We start from the raw sequence: 12,314 nt of genomic DNA on the forward strand, positions 1-12,314 counted from the left end.
AAGATTGTCATATCCGGTATTAATCACCGTTTCCGGTGGCTATCCCAGAGTGCAGGGCAGATTACTCACGTGTTACTCACCCGTTCGCCGCTCGAGTACCCCGAAAGGCCTTTCCGCTCGACTTGCATGTGTTAAGCACGCCGCCAGCGTTCGTCCTGAGCCAGGATCAAACTCTCCGTAGAAAAACAAAACCCAACCAACCCAAAGGCCAGCCGGGACAAAGAGATGCCTGAACAAGAGAACCTGACATATTGCCAGAATTCATTGTCAAAACCATCACCCGAAGGTAACGGGGCATAACAAACTAATTCGTCGACTATGACACACTGTTGAGTTCTCAAGAATCACACGCGCACCGCGCTCTGCCTTGCGGCTTGGCTGCGGGGCAACCTGCAAAAACTTACCGGTTCGCCGCCCCGGCGTCAACTTGGCGCTGACTCCGGCTCGTCCGACCCGCTGTCACCCACGCGCTACACCCAGTTCGTTGTGCCTCGCGGCGTTCGGTTTGGGTGTCGCACCCGGCGACAAAGAGAACATTACATGCGTGTGTCAGGCAGGCCAAATCGAGCTCGCTCCACGCTCAGGAAGGTCGCGCGAGGCCCTTCGCGGGGCGGTAGGTCGACACGCTCGGCTCCCCGGATGCCCAGAACCGCCACGGTCGCTCCGGAGCACCTCGTAGTCCCACCCGGGGGCCGGTGGCGACGTCCGTCGGCGGTGTCTCAGGCAGGCTCAGGCTGAAGTCGTCGCCACACAGGCCGGCGCCGTTGTCGTCGAGGCGGATGTCGAGCGCCCGGCACAGGCGCGCCGGGCCGCGCGCCAGGTCCCTGTCACGCGCTCCCGGACGCCGCTCCCGGGCCTGCTCGATGCCGGAGACGACCTCGCCCGCCCGCAGCAACGTCGCCGAGGCGTCCCCTTCGGGGCCGCACACGACGTTCGCGCAGGTGTGCATCCCGTAGGTGAAGTACACGTACAGGTGGCCGGCGGGACCGAACATCACCTGGTTGCGACCGGTCGGGCCGCGATAGGCGTGCGAGCCCGGGTCGGCTGCTCCGCCGTACGCCTCGACCTCGGTCAGCCGAACCGTCACACCGGCATGGGTGAGAAAAGCACCGAGGAGGCGCGGCGCGACCAGCTCGACCGGTCCCACCAGCGCCTCCTCGAGGTTCACAGCGTGCTCTCCACTCTCAGGCAAGCCGCTCGCGGAAGACCGCGCTGCGCGTCCGTAGCTCGGCGAGCTGCTCGGCGACCCGCTCAGGTGCGGTGCCGCCGCGGCCGTTGCGCGAGGCCACGGACCCCTCCGCCGTCAGCACCAGCCGGACCTGTGGCGTGAGGGCCGGCGAGATGGCAGCGAACTCCTCATCGGTCAACCCGTCAAGGTCGGTCCCCTTGGTCTCGGCCGCCCGCACGCAGGCGCCCGCCACCTCGTGGGCGATCCGGAACGGGATGCCCTCGCGCACCAGCCACTCGGCGATGTCCGTCGCCAGCGAGAAGCCCTGGGGGGCCAGCTCGGCCATCCGGGCGGTGTTGTAGACCAGGGTGGCCATCTGGCCCGTGAACGCCGGCAGCAGCACCTCGAGGGTGTCGACGGAGTCGAAGACCGGCTCCTTGTCCTCCTGGAGATCGCGGTTGTAGGCGAGAGGGAGTGCCTTGAGGGTGCCGAGCAGGCCGGTGAGGTTGCCGATGAGGCGACCTGCCTTGCCCCGCGCGAGCTCGGAGATGTCCGGATTCTTCTTCTGCGGCATGATCGAGGATCCCGTCGACCACGAGTCGTGCAGCGTGACGAAGTCGAACTCCCTGGTCGCCCACAGGATCACCTCCTCCGCGATCCGGCTGACGTCGACGCCGACCTGCGCACACACGAACGCGAACTCGGCGACGAAGTCGCGGGACGCGGTGCCGTCGATGGAGTTCGCCGTCGAGCCGGTGAAGCCGAGCTCACGGGCGACCAGCTCCGGGTCCAGGCCCAGGCTCTGCCCCGCGAGCGCACCCGAGCCGTACGGGGAGTCGCCCTGCACCCGCTCCCGCCAGTCACCAAACCTGTCGACGTCACGCAGCAGCGCCCAGGCATGGGCGAGCAGATGATGCGAGAGCAGCACCGGTTGGGCGTGCTGGAGGTGCGTACGCCCCGGCATGATGTCGCCGAGGTGGGCCTCGGACTGGGCCGCAAGGGCGTCGATCAGGTCGAGCACCAGACCGGCGACGACCCGGCCGTGGTCCAGCAGGTAGGACCGGAACAGCGTCGCGATCTGGTCATTGCGCGAGCGCCCGGCGCGCAGCTTGCCGCCGACCTCCGGTCCGACCTCCTCGATGAGCAGGCGTTCCAGCGCACCGTGCACGTCCTCGTCGGACTCGGCTGGACGCAGCTCGCCCGAGGTCCACTTCGCGGCGAGTACGTCGAGCCCGCGGTGCAGCTCCAGCTCCTCATCCGCCGTCAGCAGTCCGGCGGCACCGAGCGCCTTGGCGTGGGCGTGCGACCCGGCCAGGTCGTAGAGGCCCAGCCGCCAGTCGAAGTGCGTCGAACGGGAGAGCCGCTCGAGCTCCGGGCTGGGGCCACCGGCGAACCGGCCTCCCCAGAGCTTGCCCTCGTTGGTGGAAGACAGCTCCCCCATCAGTCGGTCCCGAGCTCCATCGCTGCCTCGTCCAGCACTGCCTCCGCCTCGGCGTCGACCTCGGCGTTCGCCGCGATCTGGTCGAACCCGCCGGCCGGCAGCTCCCCGAACAAGGTGCCGTTCTCGACGAGGACCGTGCCCTGGTCGAGAGGCTGGCTGGCGTAGAGCTCCAGCTTGGCGCGGGAGTCGGCGATGTCGAGGTTGCGCATCGTGAGCTGGCCGATCCTGTCGGTCGGACCGAACGCGGCGTTCTCGACGCGCTCCATCGAGAGCTTCTCCGGGTGGTAGGAGAAGTTGGCGCCCTCGGTCTTGAGGATCGTGTAGTCGTCGCCACGACGCAGCCGCAGCGTGACGGTGCCGGTGACCAGCGAGGCGATCCAACGCTGGATCGACTCCCGCAGCATCAGCGCCTGGGGGTCGAGCCAACGGCCCTCGTAGAGCAGCCGGCCGAGCTTTCGGCCCTCGGTGTGATAGTTCGCGAGGGTGTCCTCGTTGTGCACGGCATTGAGCAGTCGCTCGTACGCCGCGAACAGCAGCGCCATGCCCGGCGCCTCGTAGATCCCGCGCGACTTCGCCTCGATGATCCGGTTCTCGATCTGGTCCGACATGCCCAGCCCGTGGCGGCCTCCGACGGCGTTCGCCTCGAGGACCAGCGCCACTGCCCCAGAATCCGAAGCCGTGTCGTACCGCTTGCCGTTGATCGCCACGGGGCGACCGGCCTCGAAGCTGACGGTGACGTCCTCGGTCTCGACCGTGACACTCGGGTCCCAGAACTTCACGCCCATGATCGGCTCGACGGTCTCCAGCGAGACGTCGAGGTGCTCCAGCGTCTTGGCCTCGTGGGTGGCACCCCAGATGTTGGCGTCGGTGGAGTAGGCCTTCTCGGTCGAGTCGCGGTAGGGCAGGCCGTTGGCGACCAGCCACTCGCTCATCTCGTGACGGCCGCCGAGCTCGGTGACGAAGTCGGCGTCCAGCCACGGCTTGTAGATCCGCAGCTCGGGGTTGGCCATCAGGCCGTAGCGGTAGAACCGCTCGATGTCGTTGCCCTTGTAGGTCGAGCCGTCGCCCCAGATGTTGACCTCGTCGGCCTGCATCGCGCGGACCAGCATCGTGCCGGTCACCGCGCGACCCAGCGGCGTGGTGTTGAAGTAGGCCCTCGCGCCGGAGCGGATGTGGAACGCGCCGCACGCCAGCGCGGCCAGACCCTCCTCGACCAGCTGCGGCTTGATGTCGACGGCACGGGCAATCTCCGCGCCGTACTGCTTGGCCCGATCGGGGACGCCGGAGATGTCCGGCTCGTCGTACTGCCCGATGTCGGCCGTGTAGGTGCAGGGGATGGCGCCCTTCGAGCGCATCCAGGCGACCGCGACCGAGGTGTCGAGGCCTCCGGAGAACGCGATGCCGACGCGCTCGCCCTGGGGCAGGGAGGTCAGGACCTTGCTCATTGCTCCTCTTCCGAGTGTTCTGTGTTGTCGTCGTGGTGGTCGTGAGGCTCCTCGCCCGACGTCCCGGTGTGTTGCGCTAGCGCGAGGAACCTGCGAACCAGGTCCTCGCCTCCCTGCGGGTCACGGCCGATCACCAGCACGGTGTCGTCACCGGCGATCGTGCCGAGGATGTCAGGAAACTCTGCCTTGTCGAAGGCGCTGGCCAGGAACTGGGCGGCGCCTGGCGGGGTGCGGAGGACGACCAGGTTCGCGCTGGCCTCCGCGCTGACCAGCAGCTCGCCGCAGAGCCGGGCCAGTCGCGACCGCGTGGCCGCGGACTCCCCCGCGCTGACCGGCCGCCGGTCGCCACCCTCGCCGGGCACGGCGTAGACGAGCACCCCGGAGGCCGCCCGGACCTTGACGGCATCCAGCTCCACCAGGTCCCGGGAGAGGGTCGCCTGGGTAACCTTGACGCCGTTGCCGGCGAGCAGGTCGGCCAGCTCGGTCTGCGACTTGATCTCGTGACTGGAGACCAGGTCGACGATGAGCTGGTGGCGGGCGTTCTTGGTCGCCGGGCGGGTGGCCTGCTCGGTCATCGTGATGTTCCGTGCGCCTCGACAAGCTCGGCGGACGGAGCGGAGATGCCGCTCTGCTCGGCCAGGAAGGCCAGGATCGCCTTCTGCGCGTGCCGACGGTTCTCGGCCTCGTCCCAGACCACGCTCTGCGGCCCGTCGAGCACCTCGGCGTCGATCTCCTTGCCGCGGTAGGCGGGCAGGCAGTGCAGCACGATCGCGTCGGGCTTGGCGCGGGAGACGAGCGCCGTGGTCAGCGAGTACGGCGAGAACACGGCGGTGCGCGCCGCCGCCTCGTCCTCCTTGCCCATGCTCACCCAGGTGTCGGTCACCAGCACGTCGGCGTCGGCGACGGCGCTGGAGGCGTCGGTGTGCAGCTCCACGCTGCCGCCGGTCGCCTTGCCGATCTCGTCGGCCCGCGCGAGCACCTCGGTGTCCGGGACGTAGCCCTCTGGTGCGCCGAACCGCACGTGCATGCCGGCGGTGACACCTGCCAGCGCCCAGGAGTTGCCCATGTTGCAGGCGGCGTCGCCGAGGAAGGCCACCGTCAGCCCGGCGAGGGTGCCCTTGTGCTCCCTGATGGTGAGCAGGTCGGCGAGCAGCTGGCAGGGGTGGAACTCGTCCGTGAGCGCATTGACGACGGGAACACCGGCGTACGCGGCCATCTGGTCGAGCTTGACCTGGGCGAACGTTCGCCACACGATGACGCCGGCCTGCCGGCCGAGCACGCGGGCGACGTCGGCGACCGACTCGCGGACACCGATGCCAGCGAGCGCGCCGTCGACCAGCATCGGGAAGCCGCCGAGCTCGGCGATGCCGGCCGCGAAGGACGACTGGGTGCGCAGCGTCGGCTTGTCGTAGATCGTCGCGACGGTACGAGGACCGGCCAACGGCTTGTGGTCGTACGGCGCGGCCTTCAGCGCGGCAGCACGATCGAGGACGTGCGACTGCTCGGCCGGACTCAGGTCATCGTCACGCAGGAACGACCGGACGGCGCTGCTCATGCCAGGGCCTCCGCCGCGTCGAGGATCGTCGGCCAAGCCGCAAGGAACGCTGCGACGTCCTCGTCGGTGAGCACCAGCGGCGGGGCCAGCCGGATGCGGTCGGGGGTCGCGTTGTTGACGATGAAGCCCTGCGCCAGCGCTGCAGCGGCGATCTTCGCGGTGTCGACTGTCGTCACCACACCGATCAGCAGACCCTCGCCGGTCACCGCCGTGACTCGGGGATCGGCGGCGAGACCGTCACGCAGCTTCTCGCCGACCATGGTGGCCCGCTCCAGCAGGCCCTCGGTCTCGATCGTGGCGATCACTGCGAGCGCCGCAGCACAGGCCGGCGGGTTGCCGGCGAACGTGCTGCCGTGGTTGCCGCGCTGCAGCAGGTCGGCGGCGTCACCGAGACCGATGCAGGCCCCGATCGGGAAGCCGCCACCCAGGCCCTTGGCCAGGGTGACGATGTCAGGGGTGGCGCCCGAGGCGGTGTGCGCGAACCACGCACCGGTGCGGCCCATACCGGTCTGGACCTCGTCGAGCCACAGCAGGGCGCCGTGCTCGTCCGCGATGGCGCGGGCCTTGGCCAGGAAGTCGGCCGGTGGCACGACCACGCCGGCCTCGCCCTGGAGCGGCTCGACCACGATCGCCGCCGTCTCGTCGGTGACGGCGGCCGCGAGGGCCGCGGCGTCGCCGTACTCGACGAACGTGACGTCGCCCGGCAGCGGCTCGAACGGCGCACGGTAGGCCTCCTTGGAGGTCAGCGCGAGGGCCCCCATGGTGCGGCCGTGGAAGGAGCTCTTCATCGCGACCAGGTGGGTGCGACCGGTCCGACGGGTCAGCTTGAACGCGGCCTCGTTGGCCTCGGTGCCGGAGTTGGTGAAGAACACCTTCGCCGGACGGCTCCCGACACCACTCGCGGGCTGGAGCAGCGAGATGAGCTTCTCGGCGAGCTGGATCTGCGGTCCGGACGCGAAGAAGTTCGAGATGTGGCCGAGTGTCGACAACTGCTCGGCGACCGCCTTCACCAGTGCGGGGTGACCGTGGCCGAGGGCGTTGACGGCGATGCCGCCGAGGAGATCGACGTACTCCTTGCCGTCCTCGTCCCAGACCCGGGCCCCCTGGCCGCGGGTGAGGATGAGCTTGGGCGCGCCGAAGGTGTTCATCAGCGCGTGCTGGTAGCGCTCCTGGCTCGACTCGCTCGATGTGCTCGATGCGGTGGTCATGCCCGTGCCTTCCTCAGCTTGGTGTCCACGCCGGGCAGCACCTGGGTGCCGATTCCCTCGTCGGTGAAGATCTCCAGCAGCACCGCATGCTGCTCGCGACCGTCGACGACGGTGGCGCGAGGGACGCCGCCCTGCACCGCCTGCAGGCAGGCGCCCATCTTCGGGACCATGCCGCTGGCCAGGGTCGGCATCAGCTTCTCCAGCGTCTCCGGGCTGATCTCCTGGACGAGGTCGTCGGAGTTGCCGTAGTCGCGGTAGAGCCCCTCCACGTCGGTCAGGACGAGCAGCTTCTCCGCCTTGAGGGCGACCGCGAGGGCCGCCGCGGCGGTGTCGGCGTTGACGTTGTGCACCTGGCCTGACACGTCCGGCGCGATCGAGGAGATGACCGGGATCCGGCCGGCCTCGATCAGGTCGAGCACGGCGTCGGGCCGCACGCCGCTGACCTCGCCGACGAGACCGAGGTCGACCTCCTCGCCGTCCACGATGGTGTTGGTCCGGCTGGCGGTGAACAGTCCGGCGTCCTCACCGGATAGTCCGACGGCGAGCGGACCGTGCTGGTTGAGCAGCCCGACCAGCTCGCGCTGGACCTGGCCGACCAGCACCATCCGTACGACGTCCATCGCCTCCGGGGTGGTGACGCGCAGGCCGCCGCGGAACTCCGACTCGATGCCGAGCCGATCGAGCATCCGGGAGATCTGCGGGCCGCCGCCGTGCACCACCACCGGCTTGAAGCCGGCCAGGCGGAGGAAGGCGATGTCCTCGGCGAACGCCGCCTTGAGGCTCTCGTCGACCATGGCGTTGCCGCCGTACTTGATCACGATGATCTTGCCGTTGTACTTCTTCAGCCACGGCAGCGCTGCGGCGAGGACGGCCGCGTTGGCCTTCACGGGTGCGTTCATGAGGAGTAGGCGCTGTTCTCGTGCACGTAGGCGTGGGTGAGGTCGTTGGTCCACACGGTCGCCGAAGCGCCACCGGACTTGAGGTCGATCGTGACCGTCACGTCGCGGTCCTCCAGGCTGATCTGGGAGGCGTCCTCGGCCGGCGTCGACTGCTTGCAGACCCACACGCCGTTCAGCGCGACATCGAGGTCGGCCGGGTCGAAGGCGGCCGCGGTGGTGCCGACCGAGGCCAGGATGCGGCCCCAGTTGGGGTCCTTGCCGAAGATCGCGGCCTTGAACAGGTTGCTGCGGGCCACCGAGCGGGACACCTCGACGGCGTCCTCCTCGGAAGCGGCGTTGACCGTGGTGATGGCGATGGAGTGGTCGGCACCCTCGGCGTCCTGCAGGAGCTGCAGGGCGAGATCCTGGCAGGCCTGCGACAGCTTGGCGGTGAACTCCTCGACGCTCGGCTTGACGCCGCTCGCGCCGCTGGCGAGCAGGGTCACGGTGTCGTTGGTCGACATGCAGCCGTCGGAGTCCAGCCTGTCGAAGCTCACCCGGGTGGCGGCGCGCAGCGCCTGGTCGAGATCCTCGGCGGTGAGGTCGGCGTCGGTCGTGAGGACCACGAGCATCGTGGCCAGCGCCGGGGCGAGCATGCCCGCACCCTTCGCCATCCCGCCGATGGACCAGCCGTCGCCGGCCACGACGACCTGCTTGGCGACGGTGTCGGTGGTCATGATCGCCTCGGCCGCGGCCGGTCCGCCGTCGGAGCTGAGCTCCTTGGCTGCGGCGTCGACGCCCGCAAGGACGTGCTCACGGAGGTTGAGCATGCCGATCAGTCCGGTGGAGCAGACCACCACGTCCCCGGCACCGATGCCGAGATGCTCGCCGACCCGCTCGGCGGTCTGGTGCGTGGTCTGGAAGCCCTCGGCGCCGGTGTAGCAGTTGGCTCCACCGGAGTTCAGCACGACCGCCTTGACGACACCGTCCTTGACGACCTCCTGGCTCCACAGCACCGGGTTGGCCTTGCAACGGTTGCTGGTGAAGACGCTGGCCGAGGCGAACGAGGGTCCCTGGTTGGCGACCAGTGCCAGGTCGGGCTTGCCCGTCGACTTGAGACCGGCGGCGACGCCTGCTGCGAGGAAGCCCTGCGGGTGGGTGACGCTCATCGAGACGAATCCTTCTTGCGTGGTGCGGCCTTGCCCGGCGCGTTCTTAGGAGACGCGGCCTTGCGGGACTCGGCCTTGGTGACGGGTACGGCGGCGGTGACGGTGTGGCCTCGTCGTCGCCACACCTCGGCCGCCTGCTCGGAGTCGATCACCCGCACCAGGATCCAGTCGGTCTCGAAGGTCGAGAACGTGTACGCCGGCACTCCCGCCTCGGCCAGCGGGACCAGCAGCGCCGCCAGGACGCCGATCGCCGACGGGTCCAGCTCCCCGACGATGCGGAAAGCCTTCAGCGGCCGGATCGACGGCGTCTTGGTCGGCACCGAGCGGCCCGCACAGATCAGGCTCGTCTCGCTCGCTGTCGCGGTGACCGAGAACAGCGAGGACGACTCCGCCCACTTGGGGATCTCGGCACCGGGGCCCAGCTTCACGATCGCGAGCTTCTCGGGGTACTCGGCGAGCGTGAAGGTCTGCTCGCTCCAGCTCTGGGTGGTGCTCGTCTCGTCGGTCACGGGGCCAGTCCGATCGTGCTCAGGCCGGTGGCCTCATCGAGGCCGAGGGCGAGGTTCATGCACTGCACGGCGGCGCCGGCAGTGCCCTTGGTGAGATTGTCGATGGCACCGACGGCGACGAGCCGGCCGGCCGCCTCGTCGACGGTCACCTGCAGGTGTACGGCGTTGGAGCCGGCCACCGACTGCGTCTGCGGCCAGATGCCCTCGGGCAGCAGGTGTACGAACTGCTCCTCGGCGTACGCCTTCTCATAGGCGGCACGGACCTGCTCGGCCGTGATGCCGGGGCGCAGCCTGGCGGTGCAGGTCGCCAGGATGCCGCGCGACATCGGCACCAGCAGCGGAGTGAAGCTGACGGTGACCTGCTCGTCGGTGAGGGCGGAGAGGTTCTGGATGATCTCGGGGGTGTGCCGGTGCACCCCGCCGACGCCGTAGGCGCTCGCCGAACCCATCACCTCGCTGCCGAGCAGATGGGTCTTGGCGGCCTTGCCTGCGCCCGAGGTGCCGGACGCGGCCACGACGACCACGTCCGCCTCGACCAGGCCGGCCTCGATCGCCGGCGCCAGGGTCAGCGTGGCGACCGTCGGGTAGCAGCCCGGTACGGCGACCTGCGTGGCGCCGGCGAGCTTCGCCCGCTGACCCGGCAGCTCCGGCAGCCCGTAGGGCCAGGTCCCCGCGTGCGGCGAGCCGTAGAACCGCTCCCACAGGCTCGGGTCGGCGAGCCGGTAGTCAGCACCGCAGTCGATCACGACGGTGCCCTCAGGCAGGGCCGCGGCCATCGCGCCGGACTGACCGTGCGGCAACGCCAGGAAGACGACGTCGTGCCCGCTGAGCACCTCGACAGTGGTCTCCTCGATCACCCGGTCCGCCAGCGGCAGGAGGTGCGGCTGGAGCGCGCCGAGCAGCTGACCCGCGTTCGAGGCACCCGTCAGGGCGCCGATCTCGACTGCCGGGTGGCTGCACAGCAGGCGGAGGATCTCGCCTCCGGCGTACCCGCTCGCTCCTGCTACCGCTACCCGCACCTTGGTCATGTGCATGACTATACACAGTCTTGCATGAAACCGCGGCGGGGTTTATTGAAAGCGCGGTGAAACCGGTGTGTCCCAGGCTAGTGCCATGACCAATTCTGACCTGGCGGTCGATGCCACCGGCCTGGTGAAGCGCTTCGGTGACTTCACCGCCGTGGGCGGCGTCGACCTGGCCATCGAGCCCGGCGAGGTCTTCGGAGTGCTGGGGCCCAACGGCGCCGGCAAGACCACGACCCTGTCCATGCTCGCCACGTTGCTGCCCATCGACGGCGGCCGCGCCTCCATCTTCGGCGTCGACGTCGCCTCCTCGCCGCACCAGATCCGGCAACTCGTCGGGGTGACGGGGCAGTACGCCTCCGTCGACGAGAACCTGACCGGCGCAGAGAACCTCTGGCTCTTCGCACGCCTCCACGGCCGCTCGTCCAAGCAGGCCAAGGCGCTCGCCGACGACCTGCTCGGTCGCTTCGGACTGACCGAGGCCGCCGGCAAGCAGATCAAGGACTACTCCGGCGGCATGCGCCGACGCCTGGACCTGGGTGCCTCGCTGATCAGCTCACCCCCGCTGATCTTCCTCGACGAGCCCACCACGGGTCTGGACCCGCGAACCCGCAGCCAGATGTGGGACACCATCCGCGACCTGGTCGCGAACGGGTCGACCATCCTGCTGACCACGCAATATCTCGACGAGGCCGACCAGCTCGCCGACCGGATCGCCGTCATCGACCGCGGCCTCAAGGTCGCCGAAGGCACGCCGTCCGACCTCAAGACGAGCGTCGGCGAGTCCTCTCTGCAGCTTCGCCTCAGCGACAAGTCGCTGATCGAGGAGGCGGCGCTGCTGGTCAAGCGCATCACCGGCAGCAGTCCGGTCCTCACCCCGGAGGCGGGCGGGCTCAACGTGCCACTACCGGATGCCAACCAGGCCGCCGACGTACTGATCGCGCTGCGGCAGGCGAGCCTGTCCATCACGTCAGCCGCGGTACAGCAGCCCACCCTGGACGAGGTCTTCCTGGCCCTGACCGGCCACGACACCGGCCAGCCCGATGCCCAGTCCGACGCCCGCGAGACCGAGTCCGAGGAGGCCCGCCGATGAGTGCTCTCATGGCCGAGCGCAGCATCCAGGCTGCGAAGCAGCGGCTGACACCGCGTCCCACGCCGCGCGAGACGGTCTCGCAGACGATCACGATGGCGTGGCGGGCGCTGAAGAAGATGCGCCGGAACCCCGAGCAGTTCTTCGATGTGATCATCCAGCCGCTGCTGTTCACCGCGATGTTCAGCTACATCTTCGGCGGCGCCGTGTCGGGATCGGTCAAGGACTACCTGCCGATCGTGATCCCGGGCATCCTCGCGCAGACCGCACTCACGGCCTGCATGGCGACCGGGACACAGATGCGCGAGGACATGGAGAAGGGCGTCTTCGACCGCTTCCGGTCGCTGCCGATGTCGCGGATCGCACCGCTGGCCGGCCCGATGCTGGCCGACGTGCTCCGCTACGGGATCGCCGCGACCCTGACGCTCGCCACCGGGTTCGCGATGGGATACCGCCCGGGCGGCGGCGTGCTCGGCATCACGCTCGGCTGGCTGCTGGTGATCATCGCCGGCTGGTCGATGTCGTGGATCTTCGCCTGGCTCGGCACGATCGCGCGCTCGGCCCAGGCGGTCCAGGGCATCGGCATGATGATCATGTTCCCGCTGACGTTCCTCTCCGACGCCTTCACGCCGAAGGACACCATGCCGGGCTGGCTCCAGCACTTCGTCGCCATCAACCCGGTGACGCTGGTCATCCACGCTGTACGCGACCTGATCAACGACGGCAACATCACCGCCAACGTCGCGTGGGCGCTGCTGGGCTGCCTCGTCATCGTGGCGATCTTCGCCCCGCTCGCGATCCGGTCCTACAGCCGCAAGGTCTGATCCGA

Annotated in this window: 12 protein-coding genes and 1 rRNA gene; 2 read left to right on the plus strand and 11 right to left on the minus strand. The window is 69.2% G+C overall.

Features of this window, described 5'->3' with window-relative positions:
• The 11 genes from H036_RS0104205 to argC form a co-directional block, all read right to left on the minus strand.
• Positions 1 to 182: ribosomal RNA gene (locus H036_RS0104205) — 16S ribosomal RNA — on the minus strand; the annotation flags it as partial.
• Positions 183 to 580: 398 nt separating this feature from the next.
• Entirely contained in the window at positions 581 to 1,168 is a 588-nt protein-coding gene (locus H036_RS0104210) for a DNA-3-methyladenine glycosylase (RefSeq protein ID WP_017933527.1), read from the minus strand.
• Between the two features lie 16 nt (positions 1,169 to 1,184).
• A complete protein-coding gene (gene argH, locus H036_RS0104215) occupies positions 1,185 to 2,609 on the minus strand; it encodes an argininosuccinate lyase (protein WP_017933528.1) in 1,425 nt (474 codons plus the stop codon).
• A complete protein-coding gene (gene argG / locus H036_RS0104220) occupies positions 2,609 to 4,054 on the minus strand; it encodes an argininosuccinate synthase (RefSeq protein WP_017933529.1) in 1,446 nt (481 codons plus the stop codon). The genes argH and argG overlap by 1 nt, the downstream gene beginning before the upstream one ends.
• Complete coding sequence (locus H036_RS0104225; RefSeq protein ID WP_017933530.1) at positions 4,051 to 4,629, minus strand: arginine repressor; 579 nt, start codon at positions 4,627 to 4,629, stop codon at positions 4,051 to 4,053. Before H036_RS0104225 ends, argG begins: the two co-directional genes overlap by 4 nt.
• Positions 4,626 to 5,609, minus strand: a complete 984-nt coding sequence (gene argF / locus H036_RS0104230) for an ornithine carbamoyltransferase (protein ID WP_017933531.1) — start codon at positions 5,607 to 5,609, stop codon at positions 4,626 to 4,628. Before argF ends, H036_RS0104225 begins: the two co-directional genes overlap by 4 nt.
• Complete coding sequence (locus tag H036_RS0104235; protein WP_017933532.1) at positions 5,606 to 6,817, minus strand: acetylornithine transaminase; 1,212 nt, start codon at positions 6,815 to 6,817, stop codon at positions 5,606 to 5,608. The genes argF and H036_RS0104235 overlap by 4 nt, the downstream gene beginning before the upstream one ends.
• Positions 6,814 to 7,716 (minus strand): acetylglutamate kinase, encoded by a 903-nt coding sequence (gene argB, locus H036_RS0104240; protein WP_017933533.1) that lies wholly within the window; start codon positions 7,714 to 7,716, stop codon positions 6,814 to 6,816. The genes H036_RS0104235 and argB overlap by 4 nt, the downstream gene beginning before the upstream one ends.
• Positions 7,713 to 8,864 (minus strand): bifunctional glutamate N-acetyltransferase/amino-acid acetyltransferase ArgJ, encoded by a 1,152-nt coding sequence (argJ, locus tag H036_RS0104245; RefSeq protein WP_017933534.1) that lies wholly within the window; start codon positions 8,862 to 8,864, stop codon positions 7,713 to 7,715. Before argJ ends, argB begins: the two co-directional genes overlap by 4 nt.
• Complete coding sequence (locus tag H036_RS21770; RefSeq protein WP_017933535.1) at positions 8,861 to 9,373, minus strand: ACT domain-containing protein; 513 nt, start codon at positions 9,371 to 9,373, stop codon at positions 8,861 to 8,863. Before H036_RS21770 ends, argJ begins: the two co-directional genes overlap by 4 nt.
• Positions 9,370 to 10,407, minus strand: coding sequence for an N-acetyl-gamma-glutamyl-phosphate reductase (gene argC / locus H036_RS0104255; RefSeq protein WP_017933536.1), 1,038 nt, complete (start codon positions 10,405 to 10,407; stop codon positions 9,370 to 9,372). Before argC ends, H036_RS21770 begins: the two co-directional genes overlap by 4 nt.
• Positions 10,408 to 10,486: 79 nt before the next feature.
• Here argC and H036_RS0104260 point away from each other — a divergent pair, with 79 nt between their 5' ends.
• Both H036_RS0104260 and H036_RS0104265 read left to right on the plus strand, forming a co-directional pair.
• The gene (locus H036_RS0104260; RefSeq protein ID WP_017933537.1) at positions 10,487 to 11,488 is read left to right on the plus strand and encodes an ATP-binding cassette domain-containing protein; all 1,002 of its coding nucleotides are present in this window, start codon (positions 10,487 to 10,489) and stop codon (positions 11,486 to 11,488) included.
• Positions 11,485 to 12,309, plus strand: coding sequence for an ABC transporter permease (locus H036_RS0104265; protein ID WP_026145770.1), 825 nt, complete (start codon positions 11,485 to 11,487; stop codon positions 12,307 to 12,309). Before H036_RS0104260 ends, H036_RS0104265 begins: the two co-directional genes overlap by 4 nt.
• The last annotated feature ends 5 nt before the right edge of the window (positions 12,310 to 12,314 follow it).

This window comes from Nocardioides sp. Iso805N, from assembly GCF_000364605.1.
Taxonomy (GTDB): Bacteria; Actinomycetota; Actinomycetes; order Propionibacteriales; family Nocardioidaceae; genus Nocardioides.